This is a genomic window from Streptomyces griseochromogenes (assembly GCF_001542625.1).
In the GTDB taxonomy this organism is placed as follows: Bacteria; Actinomycetota; Actinomycetes; order Streptomycetales; family Streptomycetaceae; genus Streptomyces; species Streptomyces griseochromogenes.
Window position 1 is genome coordinate 8531830 of the sequence record NZ_CP016279.1, and the last position, 24122, is coordinate 8555951.

At 72.3% G+C, this 24122-nt stretch carries 23 protein-coding genes; 10 read left to right on the plus strand and 13 right to left on the minus strand.

Going from position 1 to position 24122, the window contains the following annotated elements; translation table 11 throughout:
• Window positions 1-95 precede the first annotated feature (95 nt).
• Window positions 96-641, plus strand: a complete 546-nt coding sequence (locus tag AVL59_RS37000; protein WP_237281777.1) for a GNAT family N-acetyltransferase — start codon at window positions 96-98, stop codon at window positions 639-641.
• A gap of 9 nt (window positions 642-650) precedes the next feature.
• On the opposite strand, the gene AVL59_RS37005 is transcribed toward AVL59_RS37000, so the two are convergent.
• The 4 genes from AVL59_RS37005 to AVL59_RS37020 all read right to left on the minus strand — a co-directional run bounded on the left by AVL59_RS37005 (window position 651) and on the right by AVL59_RS37020 (window position 5465).
• Complete coding sequence (locus AVL59_RS37005; RefSeq protein WP_067313411.1) at window positions 651-1484, minus strand: NAD(P)H-binding protein; 834 nt, start codon at window positions 1482-1484, stop codon at window positions 651-653.
• A 110-nt stretch (window positions 1485-1594) separates the two neighbouring features.
• Window positions 1595-4075, minus strand: a complete 2481-nt coding sequence (gene pepN, locus AVL59_RS37010) for an aminopeptidase N (RefSeq protein ID WP_067318186.1) — start codon at window positions 4073-4075, stop codon at window positions 1595-1597.
• 104 nt (window positions 4076-4179) lie between these two features.
• Window positions 4180-4530 carry a chorismate mutase gene (locus AVL59_RS37015; RefSeq protein WP_067313413.1) on the minus strand — a complete coding sequence of 117 codons (351 nt, stop codon included), beginning with the start codon at window positions 4528-4530 and terminating at the stop codon, window positions 4180-4182.
• 56 nt (window positions 4531-4586) lie between these two features.
• The gene (locus AVL59_RS37020) at window positions 4587-5465 is read right to left on the minus strand and encodes a helix-turn-helix domain-containing protein (RefSeq protein WP_067313415.1); all 879 of its coding nucleotides are present in this window, start codon (window positions 5463-5465) and stop codon (window positions 4587-4589) included.
• 92 nt (window positions 5466-5557) lie between these two features.
• Here AVL59_RS37020 and AVL59_RS37025 point away from each other — a divergent pair, with 92 nt between their 5' ends.
• Both AVL59_RS37025 and AVL59_RS37030 read left to right on the plus strand, forming a co-directional pair.
• Entirely contained in the window at window positions 5558-7411 is a 1854-nt protein-coding gene (locus tag AVL59_RS37025) for a glycoside hydrolase family 35 protein (RefSeq protein ID WP_079147176.1), read from the plus strand.
• Between the two features lie 38 nt (window positions 7412-7449).
• Window positions 7450-8337 carry a hypothetical protein gene (locus AVL59_RS37030; RefSeq protein ID WP_067313416.1) on the plus strand — a complete coding sequence of 296 codons (888 nt, stop codon included), beginning with the start codon at window positions 7450-7452 and terminating at the stop codon, window positions 8335-8337.
• On the opposite strand, the gene AVL59_RS37035 is transcribed toward AVL59_RS37030, so the two are convergent.
• The gene (locus AVL59_RS37035; RefSeq protein ID WP_067313418.1) at window positions 8334-9278 is read right to left on the minus strand and encodes an SDR family oxidoreductase; all 945 of its coding nucleotides are present in this window, start codon (window positions 9276-9278) and stop codon (window positions 8334-8336) included. The two genes, AVL59_RS37030 and AVL59_RS37035, sit on opposite strands and share 4 nt — an antisense overlap.
• Window positions 9275-10075, minus strand: coding sequence for an SDR family oxidoreductase (locus tag AVL59_RS37040; RefSeq protein ID WP_237281778.1), 801 nt, complete (start codon window positions 10073-10075; stop codon window positions 9275-9277). The genes AVL59_RS37035 and AVL59_RS37040 overlap by 4 nt, the downstream gene beginning before the upstream one ends.
• A gap of 100 nt (window positions 10076-10175) precedes the next feature.
• Between AVL59_RS37040 and AVL59_RS37045 the strand changes: the two genes are divergently transcribed.
• From AVL59_RS37045 to AVL59_RS37060, 4 genes are read left to right on the plus strand one after another with little or no spacing between them, the layout of a single operon-like run.
• Entirely contained in the window at window positions 10176-10919 is a 744-nt protein-coding gene (locus tag AVL59_RS37045) for an enoyl-CoA hydratase family protein (protein WP_067313422.1), read from the plus strand.
• Window positions 10920-11768 (plus strand): CoA transferase subunit A, encoded by an 849-nt coding sequence (locus AVL59_RS37050; RefSeq protein ID WP_067313423.1) that lies wholly within the window; start codon window positions 10920-10922, stop codon window positions 11766-11768.
• Window positions 11765-12508: a CoA-transferase subunit beta gene (locus AVL59_RS37055; protein ID WP_067313425.1), complete on the plus strand. Its 744-nt coding sequence runs from the start codon at window positions 11765-11767 to the stop codon at window positions 12506-12508. The genes AVL59_RS37050 and AVL59_RS37055 overlap by 4 nt, the downstream gene beginning before the upstream one ends.
• Window positions 12508-13566, plus strand: coding sequence for an NAD(P)H-dependent flavin oxidoreductase (locus tag AVL59_RS37060; protein ID WP_067313427.1), 1059 nt, complete (start codon window positions 12508-12510; stop codon window positions 13564-13566). Before AVL59_RS37055 ends, AVL59_RS37060 begins: the two co-directional genes overlap by 1 nt.
• On the opposite strand, the gene AVL59_RS37065 is transcribed toward AVL59_RS37060, so the two are convergent.
• The 3 genes from AVL59_RS37065 to AVL59_RS37075 are packed head-to-tail and all read right to left on the minus strand — an operon-like array spanning window position 13550 to window position 16191.
• Complete coding sequence (locus AVL59_RS37065) at window positions 13550-14707, minus strand: acetyl-CoA C-acetyltransferase (RefSeq protein WP_067313429.1); 1158 nt, start codon at window positions 14705-14707, stop codon at window positions 13550-13552. The two genes, AVL59_RS37060 and AVL59_RS37065, sit on opposite strands and share 17 nt — an antisense overlap.
• A gap of 38 nt (window positions 14708-14745) precedes the next feature.
• Window positions 14746-15381, minus strand: coding sequence for a TetR/AcrR family transcriptional regulator (locus AVL59_RS37070; protein WP_067313431.1), 636 nt, complete (start codon window positions 15379-15381; stop codon window positions 14746-14748).
• A 24-nt stretch (window positions 15382-15405) separates the two neighbouring features.
• Entirely contained in the window at window positions 15406-16191 is a 786-nt protein-coding gene (locus tag AVL59_RS37075) for an SDR family oxidoreductase (RefSeq protein WP_067313433.1), read from the minus strand.
• A 52-nt stretch (window positions 16192-16243) separates the two neighbouring features.
• On the opposite strand from AVL59_RS37075, the gene AVL59_RS37080 reads away from it, so the two are divergent.
• Both AVL59_RS37080 and AVL59_RS37085 read left to right on the plus strand, forming a co-directional pair.
• Complete coding sequence (locus AVL59_RS37080; RefSeq protein ID WP_067313434.1) at window positions 16244-17383, plus strand: acyl-CoA dehydrogenase family protein; 1140 nt, start codon at window positions 16244-16246, stop codon at window positions 17381-17383.
• The gene (locus AVL59_RS37085; protein WP_067313436.1) at window positions 17383-18348 is read left to right on the plus strand and encodes an acyl-CoA dehydrogenase family protein; all 966 of its coding nucleotides are present in this window, start codon (window positions 17383-17385) and stop codon (window positions 18346-18348) included. The genes AVL59_RS37080 and AVL59_RS37085 overlap by 1 nt, the downstream gene beginning before the upstream one ends.
• A gap of 189 nt (window positions 18349-18537) precedes the next feature.
• Here the strand turns inward: AVL59_RS37085 and AVL59_RS37090 are convergent, their stop codons facing one another.
• The 4 genes from AVL59_RS37090 to AVL59_RS55780 form a co-directional block, all read right to left on the minus strand.
• Window positions 18538-19263 (minus strand): VWA domain-containing protein, encoded by a 726-nt coding sequence (locus AVL59_RS37090; RefSeq protein ID WP_067313438.1) that lies wholly within the window; start codon window positions 19261-19263, stop codon window positions 18538-18540.
• A gap of 120 nt (window positions 19264-19383) precedes the next feature.
• Complete coding sequence (locus AVL59_RS37095) at window positions 19384-20406, minus strand: glycoside hydrolase family 113 (protein ID WP_067313440.1); 1023 nt, start codon at window positions 20404-20406, stop codon at window positions 19384-19386.
• A gap of 35 nt (window positions 20407-20441) precedes the next feature.
• Window positions 20442-22304 carry a DUF2334 domain-containing protein gene (locus AVL59_RS37100; protein ID WP_237281779.1) on the minus strand — a complete coding sequence of 621 codons (1863 nt, stop codon included), beginning with the start codon at window positions 22302-22304 and terminating at the stop codon, window positions 20442-20444.
• Between the two features lie 328 nt (window positions 22305-22632).
• On the minus strand, window positions 22633-22758 hold the full coding sequence (locus AVL59_RS55780) for a hypothetical protein (protein WP_257785113.1): 126 nt from the start codon (window positions 22756-22758) through the stop codon (window positions 22633-22635).
• Between the two features lie 37 nt (window positions 22759-22795).
• On the opposite strand from AVL59_RS55780, the gene AVL59_RS37105 reads away from it, so the two are divergent.
• A complete protein-coding gene (locus AVL59_RS37105) occupies window positions 22796-24004 on the plus strand; it encodes a glycosyltransferase (protein WP_237281947.1) in 1209 nt (402 codons plus the stop codon).
• The last annotated feature ends 118 nt before the right edge of the window (window positions 24005-24122 follow it).

Sequence of the window (24122 nt, forward strand, 5' to 3'; positions counted from 1 at the left end):
TCCGGAAAGCCCAACGATCACAACCCGAAAGTGGGTACTTCACGTACGGGGAAAACGCGTTGGGGCGGTGGTCGCTCGCCGCTAACGTCGGTCGGGTGGTTGACGCCTGGATGATCGACGTGCCCGGTGAGCGGGTGGTGGTGCGTGAGCCGGGTCCGGCGGACGAGGCCCCGCTGCTCGCGCTCTTCGAGGAGTGCGAGGACTGGTTCGTGGCGGCGACGGGGCTGCCGTCGGGGCCGGGTGACGTGCAGAGCCTGTTCTACTCGCTGCCCGAGGGCGCGCACCCCGACGACAAGGTGCTCCTGGTGCTGGAGCGGGACGGCGTGGTCGCGGGTCTGGTGGACGCCGTACGGGACCATCCCGAGCCCGGTGCGGTGGCGGTGGGCCAGTTCCTGCTGGCGCCCTGGGCGCGGGGCAGGGGCCTCGGCCGCGCGCTGGCCGAGACCCTGCTGGCCCGGGCCGGGGAGGTGTCCCTGGTCACGGCGTCGGTTCCGGACGGCTGGCACTCCGGTGCGCGCTTCCTGGAACGGCTCGGTTTCACCCTGGACGCCGCCGCGCCGGCACCCACCGAGGTGGGCAACCGGCGGGCGGGCCCGCGCGAAGGGGGCCTGCGGCGGGCCGAGTTGCGTCCTGGCCGCTAGGCCCCGCCGTCAGGGCTGCGGGCGGAAGTCCTCGCTGTGGTCCTCGGCCCACCGGGCGAAGGTACGGGCGGGGGTGCCGGTGATCTTCTCGACCGTGCCGGTGATCTCCGGCGGGACGCCGATGCTCTCCTCGAAGTTCCCCAGCAGCCGGTCGAGCATGGGCGGCGGAACGTGCGGGAACAGTTCCCGTCCCGCCTCCCGCGGCGGCACCTCGACGAACGTCAGTTCCCGGCCGACGGCCCGCCCGATCGCCGCGACCTGGTCGGTGTTGGTGGTCGCCTCGGGGCCGGTCAGCCGGTGCGCGGCGCCCTCGTGGCCGTCGTCGAGCAGAGCTCGCTCGGCGACGGCGGCGATGTCGTCCTCGTGGATGGGCGCGCTGAGCGCGTCCGCGAAGACACCGCGGACGGCGCTCTCCCCGGCGCGGATCTGCGGCGCCCACTGGAGGGCGTTCGTGGCGAACGCGTTGGGCCGCAGGAACGTCCAGGCGAGCCCGCTCTCGCGGATCCGCCGCTCGACGTCGGCGTGCATGACGTGAATGGGGTGGGTCTCGTCGGCGCCCTCCTGGATGATGCCGCTGGAGAGCAGCACCACGTGCCGCACCCCGTGCTCACGGGCCGCCTCGAGCAGGTCGGCCGCGCCGGCCTGGGCGTACAGGAAGAGCTTCGTCGCTCCGGCGAACAGGGCGGCGGGCTCGGCCGGATCGAACCGCACCACCTCGGCCCGCTCGGGCAGTAAGACCCGCCGCGGGTCTCGGGCCAGCGCCCGCACGGGCGCTCCGGCGGCGAGGAGACGGGCGGCAAGGGAACGGCCGACGTTGCCGGTCGCACCGGTCACTACGATCACGGTTGTGCCTCCAGGGTTCGGGTCGATCGTCCTTGACCCACCGAGCCTAGGAAGGACGATCGGCCCGCCGCATCGTCGGCAAGGACCAGCCGTGCCCTACGTCGCGGGTCCTACTCCCCCCGCACCCGCAACGCCCGTGCCAGGTCGTCCAGTTCGTCCGCCAGTCTCCGGCGCAGGGCGGGAACCGGGTCGGCCTCCCGCAGGCAGGCCTGTCCGAGCGCCAGGTGCTCGGCGTCCACGGCGTACTGCGGGAAGCCCCAGCGGCCGGCGGCGACGGCGATGGCCGGGCCGCGGCGGGCGGCGAGCGCGACCACGTCCTCGTAGTAGCGCGGCACGTACTCCCGGACCAGGTCGGCCTGTTCGGGCTGCCAGAAGCCCCGCGCGGTCGCCGTGAACAGGTAGTTGGACAGGTCCTCGCCGGTGAACATCGCCTCCCAGGCCGCGCGCTTGGCCTCGGGGTCGGGCAGCGCGGCGCGGCAGGTGGCGGCGCCCTCCTGGCCGCTGGCCGAGGGGTCGCGCTCCAGCTCGGCGGCGATGGCGGCCTCGTCGGTGGCACCGAGCACGGCGAGCCGGCCGAGGATGCGCCAGCGCAGCTCGGGGTCGAGCTCGGGCCCGCCGGGCACCGTGCCGTCGGCGAGCCAGGCGGCGATGGTGTCGGGGTGGGCCGCCACGTCGATGAGGTGCCGTACGGCGATCAGGCGCAGGCCGGGGTTGTCGCCGTCCTCAGTGCGGCGCATCAGGTCGCGGCAGAGCGAGGTGAGGGCGGCGAGGGCGGCCGGGCGGTCCTCGGGGCGCAGATAGCGGTCGGCGATGTGGGCGCAGGCGAAGGCGAGGACACCCTGGACGAGGGCCAGGTCGGTCTCCAGCGGGAGGTGAGCGCGGGCCGCCTCCAGGTAGACCGCGGGCGCGAGTTCCCCGTCCCGGACGGCGTCCCTGAGGGCGTTCCACACGACAGCGCGGGTGAGCGGGTCGGGCAGCCCGGACAGGCCGGTGCGGACCGCCTCGAAGGACTCGTCGTCGAAGCGGATCTTGGCGTAGGTCAGGTCGCCGTCGTTGAGCAGGAGCAGCGCGGGGCGCTTGCCGATGGGCTGCGGGTCGGTCTGCGGGAGGTCGATGCCGACGCGTTCGCGCAGCATGAGGCGGCCCTTGTCGGTGAGGTCGCGGTCGTACAGGCCGACGCTGACGCGGTGCGGGCGGCTGCCCGCGCGGTCGACGCTCAGGGTGCAGGCACCGTCGGCGGACTCCACGCCCGGGGTGAGGGTGTCGACGCCGGTGGTGCGCAGCCAGGCATCGGCCCAGGCGTGCACGTCGCGTTCGGTGGCGGCGGCGAGGGAGTCGATGAAGTCGGCGAGGGCGGCGTTGGCGAACTTGTGCCGCTGGAAGTGGATGTTGATGCCGGCGAGGAAGTCCTTCTCGCCGAGCCAGGCCACCAGCTGGCGCAGCGCGGAGGCGCCCTTGGCGTAGGAGATGCCGTCGAAGTTGAGCAGGGCGGCGGCGGTGTCGTCGACGGCCTCGGGGGCCACCGGGTGGGTGGAGGGGCGCTGGTCGGCGTCGTAGCCCCAGGCCTTGCGGGTGACGCCGAACTCGACCCACGGTTCGGTGAAGCGGGTCGCCTCCAGCGTGGTCTGGTAGCCCATGTACTCGGCGAAGGACTCGTTCAGCCAGATGTCGTCCCACCACCTGAGGGTGACGAGGTCGCCGAACCACATGTGGGCCATCTCGTGGGCGATGACCATGGCGCGGATCTGCCGCTCGGTGTCGGTGACGGCCGAGCGGTAAATGAAGTCGTCGCGGAAGGTGACCAGGCCCGGGTTCTCCATGGCCCCGGCGTTGAACTCGGGCACGAACGCCTGGTCGTAGGAGTCGAAGGGGTAGGGCTCCTCGAACTTCTCGTGGTAGCGGTCGAAGCACGCGCGCGTGATCTCGAAGATCTCCTCGGTGTCGGCGTCGAGGTGCGGGGCGAGGGAGCGGCGGCAGTGGATGCCGAAGGGCAGGCCGCGGTGCTCGGTGCGCACCGAGTGCCAGGGGCCCGCGGCGACGGCGACGAGGTAGGTGGAGATCAGCGGGGTCGGGGCCGCCTTCCAGCGGCCCTCGCCGAGGTGCTCGGTGATGCCGTTGGCGAGGACGCTCCAGCCCTGCGGCGCGGTGACCGTGAGGTCGAAGACGGCCTTCAGATCGGGCTGGTCGAAGGCGGCGAAGACCCGCTGGACGTCGTCCAGGAAGTGCTGTGTGTAGACGTAGGTCTCGCCGTCTGTGGGGTCGGTGAAGCGGTGCATGCCCTCGCCGGTGCGGGAGTAGCGCATGACCGCCTCGACGCGCAGCTCGTGCTCGCCGGCGGTGAGGTTCCTCAGCGGCAGTCTGTCGTCATGGAAGGACTCCGGGTCCAGGGGTTGTCCGTCGAGCGTGGCGGAGCGCAGCTCGGCGGGCTTCAGCTCGACGAACGTGTCCCCGTCGGACCGGGCGCCGAACCTGATCACGGTACGGGAGCCGAAAGTCTCGTCCCCCGTGGTGAGGTCGAGCTCGATCGTGTAGCGGTGGACGTCGAGGAGCTGTGCTCGGAGCTGCGCTTCGTCGCGCGTGATGACGGACATGCAGGCCATGCTGCCTGATGGCACCGACAGCGCACAGGGGCGGATCGGTACACGGCATATGTCCGTTCCCGTGCCCCTCCTGCCCCGTCTGCCGGTGCCGTGGCTCAGCCGGCCGAGGCGGGCTGCTCGTTCGCGGTGTCCTCGGCGATGGACTCGTGGTGCCGGATCACCTCGGCGATGATGAAGTTCAGGAATTTCTCGGCGAAGGCCGGATCGAGCTTGGCGCTCTCGGCGAGGCTGCGCAGCCGCTCGATCTGGCGGGCCTCGCGGGCCGGGTCGGCGGGCGGCAGCTGGTGCACCGCCTTGAGCCGGCCGACCTGCTGGGTGCACTTGAAGCGCTCGGCGAGCATGTGGACGACGGCCGCGTCGATGTTGTCGATGCTCTCGCGCAGCCGCTCCAGCTCCTGGCGGACCTCGGGGCCGACGTCACCGGTACCGGTGTTCCTGATGGTCATGGGCGTCAACCCTAAAGGGCCCGGCGCGTCCCGTTCATCGAACGATCAGCATACGGTCAGCCGTGCAGCATCGGAGGATCGTCCGGATCCGGGATCCGGTCGCTCCAGCCGCCGGGGACGCTGCGCCCCTGCTGGGCGCGGAAGCGTACGGGGGCGAGGCCCACCCGGCGGGTGAAGAGGCGGGAGAAGTAGGCGGGGTCGTCGTAGCCGACGCGGCGGGCGACGGCGGCGACGGGCAGTTCGGTGGCGGCGAGGAGTTCCTTGGCGCGGCCGAGGCGGATGCCGAGGAGGTAGTCCTTGGGGCTGCATCCGGCGGCGCGGCGGACGGCGCCGCGCAGCTCGGCGGCGGTCATCCCGTGCCGGGCGGCGTGTTCGGCGACGCTCATCGGCCTGCAGGCGTCCCGGGCGAGCGCCTGGAGCACCTCGTCGCCGTCGGGGGCGAGGTCGGCGCGGGCGCGGCGCAGAGCGACCAGGAGCTCGTGGACGGCGGCGGCGGTCTCCACCTCCAGCAGCGGGTTGCCGCGGCGGGCGGCGCGGGCGATGCGGGCGACGACCGCGCGGGGTCCGGCCGCGTCCGAGAGCGCGACGACGGGCCGCTCGGGCTCGATGTAGCCGAGCTCGGTGTAGGTCGCGGCGGCGGGCCCGGCGAAGTCGACGAAACCCTCGTCCCAGCCCGTGTCCGGGTCGGGCCCGTAGTGGTGCGGCACGCCGGGGGTGAGCCACAGCAGCGCGGGCGCGGTGACGGTCGTACGGCGGCCGTCGGCGCCCCGGTACCAACCGCCGCCCGTGCTGATCACGACGGCCACATGGTGGTCGAGGGTGCGGGGGCCGACCGTGGGCAGCGCGCCGTACTGGAGACCGACGCCGAGGCAGACCAGGCCGAGGCGGTGGTGGGCGGGGCCGGGACTGAGGAACCGCATCCAGGTGTGGTACATCGGCGCTCCTCCCGGCGTCGGCGGACTTTTGTCCAAGCAGCGCCGATCTTCGTCCATGGTGCCGAGCGCCGCCAGGGCCGAGGCTTTCGCGCATGAGCGAGTTCACGGTGGGGGAATCCGACTTCCTGCTCGACGGGCGCCCCGTACGGCTGCTGTCCGGCGCGCTGCACTACTTCCGGGTGCACGAGGGGCACTGGCGGCACCGGCTGGAGATGCTGCGGGCCATGGGCCTCAACTGCGTGGAGACGTACGTCCCGTGGAACCTGCACCAGCCGGGCCCGGGCCGGTACCGGGACGTGCGGGCGGTCGGGCGGTTCCTGGACGCGGCCCGTGCGGCCGGCCTGTGGGCCATCGTGCGGCCGGGACCGTACATCTGCGCCGAATGGGAGAACGGCGGGCTGCCGCACTGGGTGACGGGCGAGCCGGGTACGCGCGCGCGTACCCGTGACGAGCGCTTCCTGTTCCACGTACGGAACTGGTTCCACCGGCTGCTGCACGAGATCGTGCCCCGGCAGATCGACCGCGGCGGGCCGGTGATCATGGTGCAGGTCGAGAACGAGTACGGCAGCTACGGCTCGGACGCGGACTATCTGGAGCAACTGGCCGGCCTGCTGCGGGTCAAGGGGGTCACCGTGCCGCTGTTCACCTCGGACGGCCCCGAGGACCACATGCTGACCGGCGGCTCGCTGCCGGGAGTGCTCGCCACGGTGAACTTCGGCTCCCACGCGCGCGCGGCCTTCGAGACCCTGCGCCGGCACCGTCCGGAGGGCCCGCTGATGTGCATGGAGTTCTGGTGCGGCTGGTTCGACCACTGGGGCGGTGAACACGTCGTACGGGATCCGGACGAGGCGGCCGGGGCCCTGCGGGAGATCCTGGAGTGCGGGGCCTCGGTGAACCTGTACATGGCGCACGGCGGCACGAGCTTCGGGGGCTGGGCGGGCGCCAACCGGGGCGGCGGCGAGCTGCACGCAGGTCCGCTGGAGCCGGACGTGACCTCCTACGACTACGACGCCCCCGTCGACGAGTACGGGCGCCCCACGGAGAAGTTCCGGCGCTTGCGCGAGGTGCTCGCGGCGTACCACCCCGGTCCTCTCCCCGAACCGCCCTCACCACCGGCCCCGTTGGGCGCTCCGGCGGACGTGGTGCTCACCGCGTGGGCGCCTTTGGGCGACGTACTGGAGGCGCTCGGCGGAGAGGAGACCGTCACGCCCGTGCCACCGACGTTCGAGGAGCTGGGCGTCGCCCGGGGCCTCGTGCGCTACGAGGTCGGCGTGCCCGGGCCGCGGCGGCCGTACCCGCTGACGGTCCGCGGGCTCAGGGATCTCGCGGTGGTGTACGTCGACGGCGAGCGGGCCGGGGTGCTCACCGAGGACGAGCCCCGGTTGAAGGAGCCCGTCGCGGGTCCCGCGCGCGTGGAGCTGTGGGTGGAGTCCCTGGGGAGGGTCACCTACGGTCCGCGCTCCGGTGAGGCGAAGGGCATCACCGGGGGCGTCCTGCACGAGCGGCAGTATCTGCACGGGGTACGCGCGCGTGGACTGGATCTGGACGCCTTCGACGACGGTGTGGAGGTGGTGCCCTTCGGTACGCCGCCCGGGGACGGCGCACCGGGGCTGTACCGGGGCACCGTCACGGTCGGCGGCGCCGGGGACGCACGGCTCGAACTGCCGGGCTGGACGCGGGGCTTCGTCTGGGTGAACGGTTTCGGCCTGGGCCGCTACTGGTCCGTGGGACCGCAGCGGTCCCTGTACGTCCCCGGTCCGGTGCTGCGGGAGGGCGAGAACGAGGTGTGGGTGCTGGAACTCCAGGAGGCGGGGCGGGGCCGGGGGCGACCGTCCGCGCCGGGTCTGCTGCCGGTCCGAGCGGTGCGCGGCGGGCGGACGCAGGGAGTGGATGTCACGGCCACGCCGGGCAACCCGAGCGGCGAAAATCCGGTCACCCCCGAATAGAGTGGAAGGGAGTTCCGAGCGTCTTTTGGGGGTCGGACGTGGCGAACGGTGGACCGGTCGAGCACGGGTACCCGCATCTGGAGACGGTGCGGGCCGCCATCACCGCGCTGTACAGACGGCTGTCGTACGACACCGTCCAGACCTTCTCGACCAGCGTGGTCCCCGCCGACGTGACCTTCTGCGACACGGATGATCTCCATCTGGGGGCGCAGCGGGTGGCCCGGGAGATCGTGCGGCACTTCCGGCTGCCGGACGCCCGGCTGGTCGTCGGCTTCCGGGAGATGACCCATGCGGCGAACGTCGAACTGGCGGCGGGCCCCGAGTACTTCGTCGAGCTGAACGACCGCTTCCGCACCCACCGCAGGGACATCGGCGCGGCCCTCGCCCACGAGGTGATGCACGTCTATCTCCACCGCCTCGATCTCTCGTTCCCCACCACGGCGGAGAACGAGATCCTCACGGACACGGCGACGACCTACCTGGGGGCGGGCTGGCTGCTGCTGGACGCCTTCCGCGAGGACCGGGACTCCTCCCAGAAGCTCGGTTATCTCACTCCGGAGGAGTTCGGCTACGTCCTCGCCAAACGGGCCCTGCTCTTCGGCGAGGATCCCTCCGTGTGGTTCACCAGCCCGCAGGCGTACACGGCCTACGTCGCGGGCATGGCCCAGGCCCGGCGGGACGAGCAGCAGCCGCCGCTGACCGCGGCCGGCTGGGTGGGGCGCCGCCGCTACGCCCACGACCGCCGCCATGCGCCCGGAGTGCAGCCGTCCGCGGCCTACGCCTTCACCGCCGAGCCCGGCCCCGGCGGCCACCTGCGGGTGTCCTTCCCGTGCCCCACCTGCCACCAGCGGATCAGGGTGCCGGTGCGGGGGCGGGTCCGCGCCCGGTGCGGACTGTGCCGGACGGTACTGGAGTGCGACACCTAGCTCCCGTGCCCCCCGGCTCCCCCGCTCCCCCGCTCCTCGGCTCCGTACGCCACCCCCGGCGGCTCCGCCTCCGCCAGCAGTTTCCGTGCAGCCTCCCCCGCCTCGGCCGGGGTCCGGCGCGCCCTCTTGTCGGCGCCGGGACCCGGGCGCCAGCCCTCCATGACCGTGATGCGTCCGCCCTCCGCCTCGAAGACCCGGCCGGTCACACCGGCGCTCGCGGCGGAGCCGAGCCAGACGACCAGCGGGGAGACGTTCTCGGGAGCCATGGCGTCGAAGCCCGCGGCCGGAGCCGCCATGGTCTCGGCGAAGGTGCGTTCCGTCATACGGGTGCGGGCGGCCGGGGCGACGGCGTTGACCTGGACGCCGTAGCGGGCCAGTTCGGCCGCCGCGACGAGTGTCAGCCCGATGATCCCGGCCTTGGCGGCGCTGTAGTTCCCCTGCCCGACCGACCCCAGCAGGCCCGCTCCGCTGCTGGTGTTGACGATCCGGGCCGCCCGGGTGCGCCCGGCCTTGGCCTCGGCCCGCCAGTGCGCGGCGGCGTGCTTGAGGGGCAGGAAGTGGCCCTTGAGGTGGACGCGGAGCACGGCGTCCCAGTCGTCCTCGTCGAGGTTGACCAGCATGCGGTCGCGCAGGAAGCCGGCGTTGTTCACCAGGGTGTCCAGCCGGCCGTACGTCTCGACGGCCGTCCGGACGAGCGAGGCGGCGCCCTGGGTCGTCGCGATGTCGCCGCCGTGCGCCACCGCGTCCCCGCCCGCCGCCCTGATCTCCCTGACGACGGCCGCCGCCGGGCTGTCGGCCCCCGGTACCCCGTCCAGCCCGACGCCCAGGTCGTTGACCACGACCCGGGCGCCCTCGGCGGCGAAGGCGAGGGCGTGGGCGCGGCCCAGCCCCCGTCCGGCCCCGGTGACGACGACCACTCGTCCTGCGCAGATTCCGCTCATCCCAGGTCTCCTTGCCGGCGGTCTTCTCTGTTGGCGCTCGCGGCGTCCAGGAACGCGGGCCGCTCCCCACCCCCGTGCACGAGCAGGCTGGCGCCGCTGATGTAGGCGGCCGCGCCGGAGGCGAGGAAGACGGCGGCCGCGCCGACGTCCGCGGGGGTGGCGAGCCGTCCCAGCGGGACGGTGCCGGAGACGGCGGTGAGGCCGTCGGGGCCGCCGTAGTGCAGGTGGGACCGCTCGGTGCGGACCATGCCGACGACCAGCGTGTTGACACGGACCTCCGGTGCCCACTCCACGGCCATGGAGGCGGCCAGGTTCTCCAGGCCCGCCTTGGCCGCTCCGTAGGCGGCCGAGCCGGGCGAGGGCCTCGCGCCGCTCACACTGCCGACCATCACGACCGAGCCCCGGGTGCGCCTCAGCTGCTCGTAGGCGGCCAGGGAGGCGGTCAGCGGGGTGACCAGGTTCAGTTCGATGACCCGGGCGTGCCGCTCGGCGTCCGCGTCGGCCAGCCGCCGGTACGGGGTGCCGCCCGCGTTGTTCACGAGCACGTCGAGCCGGGGCAGTGCGTCGAAGAAGGCGCGGACCGCGGGGGCGTCGCGCAGGTCGAGGGGGGTGAACGTCACGCCGTCGAGGGGCTGTTCGGGGGGACGGCGGGCGCAGACCACCACCTGGGCGCCGGCTGCGGCGAAGGCTCGCGCGATGCCCGCCCCGACCCCTCGGGTGCCGCCGGTGACCACGACGGTTCTGCCGCGCGGCGCGTCGTCCACAGGCCCTGCCGACGGGTTCGCGGAGTTTTCCACAGGGCCTCCCGCTCGTCTTCGGTGACTGCTAGCTTCGAAGCCTCACACCTAACAAATGTTTGGTGGAAAGGCGTTGAGTGCGAAGGTAGCTGATGCGTCCATGGGTGTCTCCACCTCGTCCCCGGAAAAGGGGATTTCGCTCGTCACGGCCGACTTCCCGCCGGTGAACGCGCTGCCGGTGAGCGGCTGGTTCGCGCTGGCCGACGCGGTCCGGGCGGCCGGCCGGGACCCCGGCGTGCGCTGTGTGGTGCTGGCGGCGGAGGGGCGCGGGTTCAATGCGGGCGTGGACATCAAGGAGATACAGGCGCACGGCGACCGGGCCCTGCTCGGCGTCAACCGGGGCTGCGCCGAGGCCTTCGCCGCGGTGTACGAGTGCGAGACACCCGTGGTGGCGGCGGTGCAGGGGTTCTGTCTGGGCGGCGGCATAGGCCTGGTGGGCAACGCGGACGCGATCGTGGCGAGCGAGGACGCCCGCTTCGGGCTGCCCGAGCTGGACCGGGGCGCCCTGGGCGCGGCGACCCACCTGGCCCGGCTGGTCCCGCGGCACCTGATGCGCGCCCTGTACTACACCTCGCGCACGGCGACCGCGGCCGAACTGCACGCCCACGGCTCGGTGTGGCGGGTGGTGCCGCGCGCGGAGCTGCGCACGGCGGCCCTGGAGCTGGCCCGCGAGATCGCCGCCAAGGACGGCAGGCTGCTGCGTCTGGCCAAGGCTGCCATCAACGGGATCGACCCGGTGGACGTGCGCCGCAGCTACCGCTTCGAGCAGGGCTTCACCTTCGAGGCCGCGCTCAGCGGTGTGGCCGACGAGGTCCGGGACAGGTTCGGGAAGGAGGGCGCATAGGTGAGCGACAAGACGATGACCGCCGACGAGGTGGTCTCCCGGCTGCGCAGCGGCATGACCCTCGGCATCGGCGGCTGGGGTTCAAGGCGCAAGCCGATGGCCCTGGTCAGGGCTCTGCTCCGGTCCGGGATCGGTGACCTCACGGTCGTCTCGTACGGCGGCCCGGAGGTCGGCATGCTGGCCGCGGCCGGGCGGATCCGCAAGCTGGTCACGGCCTTCGTCACCCTCGACTCCGTCCCGCTGGAGCCGCACTACCGGGCGGCGCGCGAAAGCGGGGACTTCGAGCTGGCGGAGGTGGACGAGGGGATGTTCCTGTGGGGGCTGCGGGCGGCGGCGAACCGGCTGCCGTTCCTGCCGGTGCGGGCGGGACTCGGCTCGGACGTCATGCGGGTCAACCCGGGCCTGAGGACGGTCACTTCGCCGTACGAGGACGGGGAGACGTTCGTGGCCGTGCCGGCCCTGCGGACGGACGCGGCCCTGGTGCACGTCAACCGGGCCGACCGGCTGGGCAACGGCCAGTATCTGGGCCCCGACCCGTACTTCGACGACCTGTTCTGCGAGGCGGCGGAGGAGGCCTACGTCTCCTGCGAACGGCTCGTCGACACGGCGGAGCTGACGAAGGAGGCGGCCCCGCAGTCCCTGCTCCTCAAGCGGCTGTCGGTGAGCGGTGTGGTGGAGGCCCCGAACGGGGCGCACTTCACGTCCTGCGCGCCGGACTACGGCCGGGACGAGGAGTTCCAGCGGGAGTACGTGTCCACGCCCTGGCCGGAGTTCGCCGAGCGGTTCCTGTCCGGGGACGAGGAGGCGTACCGGTCGTCGGTGCGGGCCTGGCGGAAGGAGCGGCCGTGAACGCCGTGAGCCGATCCGAGTACTGCGTGATCGCCTGTGCCGACGCCTGGCGCGGTGCCGGGGAGATCCTGGCGAGCCCGATGGGCCTGATCCCTTCGCTGGGCGCCCGGCTGGCCCGGCTCACCTTCGCCCCGGACCTGCTGCTGACCGACGGCGAGGCGCTGCTGGTCCGCCCGGACGGCACGCCCGAGGGCTGGCTGCCCTACCGGCAGCATCTGGCCCTGGTGGCGGGAGGCCGGCGGCACGTGATGATGGGGGCGAGCCAGATCGACCGCCACGGCAACCAGAACATCTCCTGCATCGGCGACTTCGGACGGCCCCGGCGACAGCTGCTCGGAGTGCGCGGAGCGCCGCTCAACACGCTCAACAATCCGACGAGTTACTGGATCCCGAGGCACTCGCGGCGGGTGTTCGTGGAGCGGGTCGACATGGTGTGCGGGGTGGGGTACGACCGGGCGGCGGAGCTGGGCGGCACGGCACGCTTCCACCGCATCCCCCGGGTCGTCTCCGACCTCGGTGTCTTCGACTTCGCCACCCCGGACCACTCGATGCGGCTGGCTTCTGTGCATCCGGGGGTCGGTGTGGAGCAGGTGCGCGAGGCGACGGGCTTCGAGCTCACGGTGCCGGACGAGGTGCCGTACACCCGGGAGCCCACCGCCGAGGAGCTGCGGCTGATCCGTGAGGAGCTGGATCCGGACGGGGCACGGGCGCGTGAGGTGCCCGAGGGGGCGAGGGGGTGATGGAGACCGCGCTGACCCGGCTGACCGGGGTGCGCCATCCGGTCGTGCAGACCGGGATGGGCTGGGTGGCCGGCCCGCGGCTGGTCTCGGCGGCGGCGAACGCGGGGGCGCTCGGCATCCTGGCCTCCGCGACGATGTCCCCCGACCGGCTGCGGGGCGCTGTACGGGAGGTGCGGGCGCGTACGGACGCACCGTTCGGGGTGAATCTGCGGGCCGACGCGGCCGATGCGCCCGAGCGTGTGCAGATCATGCTGGACGAGGGCGTCCGGGTGGCCTCCTTCGCCCTCGCACCCTCCGCCGAGCTCATCGCCCGGCTCAAGGAGGCCGGTGTGGTGGTCATCCCGTCCGTCGGGGCGCGGCGGCATGCCGAGAAGGTGACCGCGTGGGGTGCGGACGCGGTGATCGTGCAGGGCGGCGAGGGCGGCGGGCACACCGGTGAGGTGGCGACGTCCGTGCTGCTGCCGCAGGTGGTGGACGCGGTGCGGATACCGGTCGTGGCGGCGGGCGGCTTCTTCGACGGGCGCGGTCTGGTCGCGGCGCTGGCGTACGGGGCGGCCGGGGTGGCGATGGGCACGCGGTTCCTGCTCACCTCGGACTCGACGGTTCCGGACGCGGTGAAGGCACGGTATCTGGCGGCGTCGGTCCGGGACGTGACCGTCACCCGGGCGGTGGACGGGCTGCCGCACCGGATGCTGCGCACGGAGCTGGTGGACACGCTGGAGCGGTCCGGGCGGATACCGGCCCTGGTCCACGCGGTGCGGCGGGCGGCGGGTTTCCGTCGGCTGTCGGGGCTCACCTGGCGGCAGATGGTCCGCGACGGGCTGGCCCTGCGGCACGGCAAGGAGCTGTCCTGGAGCCAGGTGCTGCTGGCGGCGAACACGCCGATGCTGCTGAGGTCGGCGATGGTGGACGGCCGTACGGATCTGGGGGTGATGGCGTCCGGACAGGTCGCCGGACTGATCGACGACCTGCCGTCGTGCGCCGAACTGGTGGAACGGATCGTGAAGGAGGCGGAGGAGGTGCTGGCGGAACTGGAGGCACTCAGAGGCGTTCGATGATCGTCACGTTCGCCTGGCCGCCGCCCTCGCACATGGTCTGGAGGCCGAAGCGGCCGCCGGTGCGCTCCAGTTCGTGCAGCAGGGTCGTCATCAGCCGGACGCCGGTCGCGCCGAGCGGGTGGCCGAGGGCGATGGCGCCGCCGTTGACGTTCACCTTCTCCGGGTCCGCGCCGGTCTCCTTCAGCCAGGCCAGGACGACCGGGGCGAAGGCCTCGTTGATCTCCACGAGGTCGATGGCGTCGACGGTCAGCCCGGTCTTCCTCAGGGCGTGCGCGGTGGCCGGGATGGGCGCGGAGAGCATGCGGATGGGGTCCTCGCCACGCACGGAGAGGTGGTGGACGCGGGCGCGCGGGCGCAGGCCGTGGTCCCGTACCGCCCGCTCGGAGGCGAGCAGCAGAGCCGCGGCTCCGTCGGAGACCTGGGAGGAGCAGGCCGCGGTGATGGTGCCGCCGTCGAGGACGGGCTTCAGCGCGGCCATCTTCTCCGGTGAGGTGTCCCGGCGCGGGCCCTCGTCGACGGTGACCTCGCCGTAGGTGACGGTCTCGCGCTCGAAGCGGCCCGTGTCGATGGCCCACACCGCGCGCCGGTGCGAGCGCAGGGCGAACTCCTCCTGGTCCTCGCGGCTGATGCCCCACTGGGCGGCGATCATCTCGGCGCCGGTGAACTGGTTGACGGGCCGGCCGCCGTAGCGGGCGCGCCAGCCGGTGCTGCCGAGGAAGGGGCCGTCGGTCAGGCCGAGGGGTTCGGCGGCCTGCCGGGAGGCGAAGGCGATGGGGATCTGCGACATGTTCTGCACCCCGCCGGCGACCACCAGGTCCTGGGTGCCGGAGAGCACGGCCTGCGCGGCGAAGTGCACGGCCTGCTGGGATGAGCCGCACTGGCGGTCGACGGTCACGCCGGGCACCTCCTCGGGCAGGCCGGCGGCCAGCCAGCAGGTGCGGGCGATGTCCCCGGCCTGCGGCCCGACCGCGTCCAGGCAGCCGAAGACGACGTCCTCCACGGCGGCCGGATCGATCCCGGACCGCTCGACGAGCGCCCCCAGCACATGCGCGCCCAGGTCGGCCGGATGGACCCGGGCGAGCCCTCCCCCGCGCCGCCCGACGGGCGTGCGGACCGCTTCGACGACATAGGCCTCGGCCATGGCGACTCCCTCACAGGAAAGGGGTGTTGAGCGTGATGTCATTCGCGTACGGCGATCCCGTCCAGCACCATCGACAGGTACTGGCGGGCGATCTCCTCCGGGCTGTGCTGTCCGCCTGGCCGGTACCAGGACGCGGCGACCCACACGGTGTCCCGGACAAACCGGTAGGTGAGCCGCACGTCCAGGTCGGCGCGGAAGACCTGCTCGGCGACTCCGCGTTCCAGCGTGGACAGCCACGCCTTCTCGAACCGGCGCTGCGAGTCGGCGAGAAAGGCGAAGCGGTCCTGCGCCACGAGCTGCTTGCTCTCCTTCTGGTAGATCGCGACCGCGGCGCGGTGCCGGTCGATCTCCCGGAAGGACTCGGTGACCAGGGCCTGAAGGGTCTCGCGGGGCCCGAGTCCGGAGGCCAGGACGGTGTCGTAGCCGTCCCACAGCTCGTCGAGGAAGGTTCGCAGGATCTCTTCCAGCATCGACTCCTTCGAGTCGAAGTGGTAGTAGAGGCTGCCCGCGAGCATCCCGGCGTGGTCGGCGATGGTCCGGACGGTGGTGGCGTTGTAGCCCTGTTCGGCGAAGACCTCGGCGGCGGTGTCGAGGAGTTCGCTGCGGCGCGCCTGGGCGGCGGCTGCCGCGGGCTTCTTCGGGGCGGTCACCTGGGGCTTCTTCTTGGTCGGCACGAACCCATTGTGGTCTGCCCGCCATCAGGGGTGCTGACTGCTGACGGCGACGACCTCGCCGGTCAGGTACGAGGAGTAGCCGGAGGCCAGGAACACGATCACGTTGGCCACTTCCCAGGGCTCCGCGTACCGCCCGAAGGCCTCCCGCTCGGTCAGCCGCTCCAGCAGTTCGGCGGAGGTGACCTTCGCCAGGTGCGGATGCATGGCGAGGCTGGGCGCCACCGCGTTCACCCGCACCCCGTAGGCGGCCGCCTCGATCGCGGCGCACCGGGTCAGCGCCATCACGCCGGCCTTGGCGGCGGCGTAGTGGGCCTGCCCGGCCTGGGCGCGCCAGCCGGCCACGGAGGCGTTGTTGACGATCACCCCGCCGCCCGTGTCCCGCATGGCGCGCAGGGCCGCGCGGGTGCAGCGGAAGGTGCCGTTCAGTGTGACGTCGAGGACGCGGGACCACTGCTCGTCGGTCATGTCGACGAGGTCCGAAGTCCCGCCGAGGCCCGCGTTGTTGACGACGATGTCGAGGCTTCCGTGCTCCCGTACGGCCGCCTCGAACAGCGCCCGGACCTGGGCCTCATCGGTGACGTCACAGGGAACCGCGGCGACCGCGCCCCGGAACTCCCGGCCCAGCAGGCCCTCGTGCTCCTTGAGACGGCGCGTGTGCGCGTCGCTGATCAGCACCCGGGCGCCCTCCTCCAGGAAGCGGCGCGCGGTCGCCCCGCCGATCCCCGCGCCGGCCGCCGCGGTGATGACGGCGGTGCGCCCTTTCAGCAGCCCGTGCCCGGGCTCGTACGCCGGACTCTCGACGCCTGTCATAGGGCCACGCTAACCTACCAAACACTTGTTAGGGAAGGACGGTGACGCGACCGTGGACCTGACCCACACCCCGGCCGACGAAAAGTTCCGCGTCGAGGCCCGCGCCTGGCTGCGGGCACATGTGCCCCGCGCCCCGCTGCCCTCCCTGGAGACCGCGGAGGGCTTCGCGGCACACCGCGCCTGGGAGGCCGAGCTGGCCGCGGACCGCTGGTCGGTGGTGTCCTGGCCCGAGGAGTACGGCGGGCGTGCGGCCTCCCTCATCGGGTGGCTGGTCTTCGAGGAGGAGTACTGGGCGGCGGGCGCGCCGGGCCGCGTCGGCCAGAACGGCATCAGCCTGCTCGCCCCGACCCTCTTCGACCACGGCACCGAGGAGCAGCGGGCGCGGGTGCTGCCGCCGATGGGCCGCGGCGAGGTGGTCTGGGCACAGGCCTGGTCCGAACCGGAGGCGGGCTCCGATCTGGCTTCGCTCACCTCCAGGGCGGTGCGGACGGACGGCGGCTGGCTGCTGAGCGGCCAGAAGACGTGGTCCTCGCGGGCGGCCTTCGCCGACCGGGCCTTCGGCCTGTTCCGCAGCGACCCGGGCGCGCCCGAGCCGCACCAGGGGCTCACCTATCTCATGTTCGATCTGCGGGCCCCCGGCGTCACCGTCCGCCCGATCGGCCGCCTGGACGGGAAACCGGCCTTCGCGGAGCTGTTCCTGGACGAGGTGTTCGTGCCGGACGAGGACGTGATCGGCGAGCCCGGCCGGGGCTGGCGGATCGCGATGGCGACGGCGGGCAACGAACGCGGCCTCACCCTGCGCTCCCCCGGCCGCTTCCTCGCCCCGGCCGCCCGGTTGCTGGAGCTGTGGCGGGCACGGGGCCGCCCGGAGTCCGCCCGCGTCCGGGTGGCGGACGCGGTGATCGGCGCCCGCGCCTACCAGCTGTTCACCTACGCGGCCGCCTCCCGCTTCCTGGCCGGCGCCCCGCTCGGCCCGGAGTCCAGCATGAACAAGGTGTTCTGGTCCGAGTACGACCTGGCGCTGCACGAGACGGCGCTCGATCTGCTGGGCGAGGAGGGCGAGTCGGCGGACTCGGCCTGGGCGGAGGGGTACGTCTTCTCCCTCGCCGGGCCCATCTACGCGGGCACCAACGAGATCCAGCGCGACATCGTCGCCGAGCGTCTGCTCGGCCTGCCGAAGGGACGCCGCTGATGCGCTTTCTCCTCGACGCCGAGCAGCGCGCCTTCGCCGACTCGCTGCACGCGATGCTGACTGCGGCGAACACCCCGTCGGTGGTCCGGGACTGGAGCCGTGGCGACCATGCGAGCGGACGCGCGCTGTGGCGCCGTGTCGCCGCGGCGGGGGTGTTCGCCCTCGCGGTGCCGGAGGAGTACGAAGGGCTGGGGCGGCGCCCGGTGGAACTGGCCGTCGCCTTCGTGGAGCTGGGACGACACGCGGTGCCCGGACCGCTGGTCGAGACGGTCGCGGCGGCCGTGCTGCTCGGCGAGGACCGGCCGGCCAAGCGGTTCCTGCCCCCTCTCGCGGCGGGTGAGACCGTCGCGACCGTGGCGGCACCGACCGGGTACGCCCTGGACGGCGACGCGGCCACGCTGCACCTCGCCCCGACCGGCGCGGGCCTGTATCTGTCCCCGGGCCCCGGTCCGGTCCGCCCCGGTCTCGACCCCGCCCGCCGCCTGACCCCGCTGGCCCCCGGCGGCGAACTCCTCACCCCCGGCCCGCCGAACGGCCACGCCCTCGTCTGGGCCCGCCTCGCGACCGCCGCGCAGGCCCTCGGTGTCGGCCTCGCCCTGCTCGACCGGACGGTCGCGTACGTCGGGCGGCGCACCCAGTTCCGCGTCCCCATCGGCTCCTTCCAGGCCGTCAAACACCGCCTGGCCGACGCGAAGATAGCCCTGGAGTTCGCCCGGCCCCTGCTCTTCGGGGCGGCCCTGTCCCTGCGCCCGGCGGACGTTGCCGCCGCCAAGCTGAAGGCGTGCGAGGCGGCGTACACGACCGCCCGCACCGCGCTCCAGCTGCACGGCGCGATCGGGTACACGGCGGAGTACGACCTGTCGCTGTGGCTGACCAAGGCGCGCGCCCTGCGCACGGCGTGGGGCACGCCCGAGGAGTGCACGGACGCGGTGCTCGAAGACGCCGGTCGAGCCGTCGGGGCATGAGGCGGGTGAGCGAGGCCGGGGCGCGCCCCGCCGGGCGATGCGCTCCTCGATGCCCCGCAACCGCTCCAGTGGACGTGATCCCGGTGCCGGGCACCTCCTCACCCGCCCTCGGCGGAGACTTCGGCGCCCTGGAACTCGCCCTCACCGAGGATCGGTTCAGGCGGACCGGGGACGGCGTCGGCGTATGACTCAGGCCGGCCGTACGACGCCGGCGGCGCGAGCGGCCGCCAGCCAGTGGGGGAACTCGCCGACGAGACGGTCGTACAGCTCGGCGTCGGAGACCCGCCGGGGATCCTGGCCCGCGTGGAAGAAGCCGGCGTTGTCCACGATCCGTTTGCCGGGCACCGCCAGCTCGTCCAGTTTCCGCAGGAACTCGAACTGGCGGCTGCCCGGGTCGCCGAAGCCGACGAACTGCCAGAACAGCGGGAGACCCGCCGCCTTGCACAGGTAACGCTCCGCGGCGAGCTTGTTGACCGGGCCGCCGTCGGTCTGGAAGACGACCAGCGCGGGCTCGGTGGCCCCGCTGTCCAGGTAGTGGTCGATGACGGCGTCCATCGCCAGGTGGTAGCTGGTCTTGCCCATGTGCCCGAGCCCGGACACGATCCGCTCGATGCGGCCCTCGTGGCCGTCGAGGGCGATGTCGGTGACCGCGTCGATGTCCGTGGAGAAGAACACCACCGGCACCCGGCCGTCGTCGTCCAGATGCGCCGACAGGCCGAGCACCCGGTCGGCGAGCGCCTGCACACTGCCGTCCTTGTAGTACGGCTTCATGGAACCGGAGTAGTCGACCACCAGGTACACGGCGGCCCGCAGCCCGTCGAGGCCGTGCTTGCGCAGACAGACCCCGGCCGACCGGTACGGCCCGACGAGCGCGGGGGCGGCCTCCTCCACCTTGCGCAGACTGATCGCGGCCATGGTCCCCCCTCGGCGTTCCTGGAAGGCGAGCCTATGTGATCACCCGCCCCTGTCGTCGCCCCCGTCACCAGGGTTCGCTGCCGGGTCTCACGGGTGGCGCGGCGGCCCAGCCGCGGGGGCTCAGTGGGCCCACTCGCGGCGCAGCACCTCCTCGGCCGGTTTGCCGTGCGGGGTGTAGGCCAGGCGGGCCGGGGTCTCGCCGCTGCCGGGCCAGTCGTCCCACATCCACCAGCACACGCCGGCCCACCAGGCGCGGCCCTCGAAGGAGTCGAGGAGCGCACGGTAGGCGGCGGCCTGTTCGGCGTTCGCGGGGTGGGTGCTGACGGTCCAGGAGTACGGGGCGGTGGTCGTGCCGCGCTGGCTGACGTAGCCGGCCTCGGTGAACAGGATCCGCCGGCTCTGGCGTGCGGAGTACGCGGCGAGCCGCTTCCCGATGGGCACCCAGGCCCGGCTCAGCCGGGCACTGTCGCTGGTGGGCCTGTCGGACAGCGGCCAGTAGGCGTCGATGCCGATGAGGTCGAGGTCCTTCCAGAAGTGGATGTGCTGGTACTCGTCGTAGTTGGCGGCGTAGGTCAGCGGCCCGTCGTAGTGGTCGCGGACCGCCTCGATCACCTTCCGCCAGGCGCCGGTGTCGCCGGAGACCCCGGCGAGTTCGGTGCCGACCGAGAACTGCTCGGTGCGGGTGTCGGCGGCGAGGCGAGCGTAGTGGGTGATGAAGCGGCGGTACGCGGCGAACCAGGCGGCCCGGTCGCGCGGGCGGATCCCGGCGCGGTCCGCGTCGCCGGGCAGGTCCACGTGCGGCTTGATCATCACCTTGAGGCCGGCCGCGTGCGCGCGCCCGACGATCCGGCGCAGGCTCGCGTCGCTCGCCGTCTCCTCGGTGGTGTGCAGGGCCGTGTCGGTGACGCGGTTCTGGTACCAGGTCGGGGTGAAGGTGACCCAGCGGGCCCCGGTGGCCCGGATGTCGCGCAGATAGCGGGGGGCTGCGGGGCTGTCGTAGTCGGTGCGGTACCAGGAGGGCAGCGCGAAGCCGCGCATCGTCGGCGTGCCGGAGCCGGGCCGGGCGGCACGGGAGCCGCCGTGGCCGGACGCGTCCATGTCCGCGGGCGAGCAGCCGGGGACGGCGAGGAGGACCGCCGCCATGACGGCGACGGCCCTCCTCCTCGTGGCGGGCGCCGTCACAGCGCCGCCGGGCTGACGAAGGTGTAGCCGAGTGCCTTGATGCCGTCGACGGTGTCCTTCAGCGGCTGCAGCGGGTAGTAGGGGTGGTAGAAGAAGCTCGCCACTCCGTCCCGTACGGCCAGGTTCGCCTTCGCCGACGCGATGAGGTCGGCGGGCAGCCGCGCCGGGTGGTTGTTGTAGGCCTCCGGCTCGTAGTTGCCGATGTTCTCGGGCAGCACCTTGGTGCCGTACACGTCCTTCACCTCGTACGGGAAGAACTGGCCGATGAACCGGTTCGGGTCGGCCGAGGACCCGCTGAGCGTTCCCGCGAAGTAGAGGGAACGCTCCAGGCGTGCCGAGAAGTCGGCGCCGAAGACCTTGTAGTCGGCCGCGGAGCCCGCGTAGTGCGGGGTGGTCCACAGGGTCGGCTTGGGCAGACCCGCCGCGGTGAACTGCAGCAGTGCGCTGGTGACCCTGCTCTGCGCCCAGAGTGCGGAGTCCTCGGCGACCGGGCCGTCGTAGACGACGTTGTTCGCGGCGTCGATGTGCGCCCGGTAGAACTCGAAGTCGTCACCGGTCACCCCGTTGTAGGGATTGGCGATGTTCTTGTACTGGTGCGTGTAGCCGTGGTCCATCAGGACCGCTCCGCGCGCCAGCATGTACGTCAGGGCGCTGACCACCTGCGGCCGTTGCGCGAGGGTGACCGTCTGCGGTACGCCGTTGTTGTAGGTGCCGTTGGGGTCGGTGTAGACGGGGATCACGTTGATGCCGTAGGGGATGTGCTCCGCGAAGAGGTAGTCGGCCATCGTGCGCAGCTCGGTGGGATCCGAGTCCGGGCTGATGTCCTCCAGGCGCACCATCGCCCGGTGCCGCTCGGCGGTGGCCGGGGCGAGGGCGTCGAAGAGCAGGTCCTCGAAGGCGATGACGCGATCGCTCTCGGAGACGTAGACGAAGGGGATCTCACCGATGTAGGTGAGGTTGGCGGAGCGGACCGCCCAGCCGAAGGTGTGCCCGCTGGAACTGTCCAGGCCCTCCGCGAGCCGGGTGACGGCCGGATACCCGGGGCCCGTCAGGATGTCGGGGCGCAGCACTCCGCCGTCCTGGCCGGCGGGGATGGTGCGGGTCAGGGTCTGGCCGCGGTACGTCACCTGCGTGACGTCGCCGACCGAGCCGCCGTCCTGGTAGTACGACGTCGTGGGGTCCCAGCCGTACTGCTGGGTGAACCGGGTGACGCCCACCGAGCCGGCCATGCCCCAGATGTTGGCGCCCATCCAGATCACCGGCTTCGTGCCGGCGAAGGCGTCCTGGTAGAAGGCGGCGGGGATGGCGTCCGGGACGTCGCCGCCGTAGTAGGTCGAGCCGATGTAGATCACGGCGGAGTACGAGTCGATCATCCCGGCGGTGTACTGCTGGACCGGCTTGGCCGTCACCGTGCCGAAGTGTCCGGCGAGGTTGGCGGTGGCCATCGCGTACAGCTCGCCCAGTTGCCCGTAGGGGCCGGTGGTGTCGTAGAGCACGAGGGCGCTCGGGTCGGCGGCGGCGTCCGCCGTGGCGAGCGGGGCGGCAGCCTGCCGGGCCAGGGCACTCTTGGCGCTCGCGGTGCGCGCCGGGGCCGCGGTCGCGTGCGCGGTCCTGGTGGTCTTCCGGTACCGCCGGGCGTGGCGGGCGGTGTCCGCCTTGAGCTGGGCCTGCGCCCAGCCCTTGAGGTTGACGCGGTTGAGTCCGGACGTGGTGCCGCGCTGCTCGCCCGGGCGGCGGCTCCCCCCGGCCGCCTGGGCGTCGGCGGCCAGGAATGTGCCGCTGAGCAGGGCCGCGACGAGCAGCAGGACGATGGAAATCCTGGAGGTTCCCCGCCTCCGGGACGAGATCAGAGGTCTCACGAATCTTCCCCCCACTTTGCCAATCATTGGCAAAGGATTTTTCCGGATGGAAGCCACCGATTATTCTGGCGGCCAAGAAGGGCGTCAATGGGTCACATGGTGAATTCGGGTGGCCCATCAGACATCGTCGGAAGATCCGACATGCCCTTTTTCAGGTTTCCCTTCTGATGCGCCCCCGACGTCTGCTACGTTCACCTTCGCGCGTTGGGGACGCGCATCGAAATGTGGGGGGAAAATGTACGGACGACCCGCCCTGGGGGCACTGCTGCCCCTTGCCGGGGCGATGGCCGCACCGGAAGCAATACCAGGCTTACCTTTGGCCAGAGCGCTACAGGAGATAGCCGGAGCCGGATTTCTGTTCTACTGCCTGACCGCCTTCCTGATACTGCTGGCCCGGATACGATTGCGCCGCCAAGCGCTGCGGCAGGCGCATGCCGGGGGCAACCGTGATCATTGAGTTGCTCCTGTGGTCGAGCATCACACTGATCGTGATGGCCGGCTGTTACAACACCAGCCTTTTCCTTCTCTCACGGCGCAGAATTCGCCGCTCCCGGACCGACCGGAGACCGCGCTTCTACGTATTTCTGCTCGCCTGTCTGAACGAGGAGAAAGTACTTTCCGAAAGCCTGGCGCGCATCACTTCTCTGCCCGCCGGGAATTTCATGGCACTGGTCATCGACGACGGTTCGGACGACCGCACCGGCGAGATCGCGCTGGCCGCGGATCCGGCCCTGGTCCGGCTGCACCGGCGTACCCCGCCGAACGCCCGCCGGGGCAAGGGCGCCGCGCTCAACGACGGCGTACGGCACCTCAGGGAGTCCGGCCTGCTGGCCGGGCATGACCCGGCGGACGTCGTCCTGTGCGTGGTCGACGCCGACGGACGGCTGGACCCGCACGTCGTGCAGTCCGTGGATCCGTGCTTCGACGATCCCGCCACGGGCGCGGTCCAGATCTGCGTCCGTATGTACAACCGGGGGCAGGGGCTGCTGGCCCGCATGCAGGACATGGAGTTCGTCGTGTACGGCGACGTGTTCCAGAGCGCGCGCCGCTTCATCGGCAGCGTGGGCATGGGCGGCAACGGGCAGTTCATGCGGCTGTCCGCGCTCAACACGCTGAACGCCGTGGATGGTGCCGGCCCGTGGAGCGACAGCCTCACCGAGGACCTCGACCTCGGCGTGCGGCTGATCGCCAAAGGCTGGACCAACATGCACTGCACCACGGCCGCGGTCTCCCAGCAGGCCGTGCTCAGCCTGCGGCGCCTGATCCGGCAGCGATCCCGCTGGTTCCAGGGCCATCTGCAGTCCGCCGGTCTCGTCCCGCTCATCCTGCGGGAGGTACCGACCCGGCCCGCGCTGGACATGCTCTACCACCTGTCCAGTCCGGTCCTGATCCTGCTCACCTCGCTGCTGCCGGTCTCGTTCCTGGTCGCCCTGGGCGCCACCGTCACGGCCTCGGTCCAGGTGGGACATCCGCTCGTCTCGCCCATGTGGCTGCTCGGCCCGTATCTGCTCTCGTTCACGACCGCCTACGCGTACGGGTTCATCTACGCCAAGCGGGAGCGCGAACTCGGGCTGGTGCGCAGCGTCCTGCTCGCCCACGTCTTCGTCTTCTACGGCTACATCTGGTTCGCCGCCGGCTGGTGGGGGTTCTGGCGGATGCTCACCGGCAAGCAGACCTGGCTGAAGACCGCGCGCACCTGAGGACGCCCGTACCTCGCCCGCGGCCTTCCCGCCGCGCGTCTCTCATCTCTCATCTCTCATCTCCGCACCGCTCACACCCTGACGCGGTCCTGTGACGACCGCGCATGCCCTAGGGGGG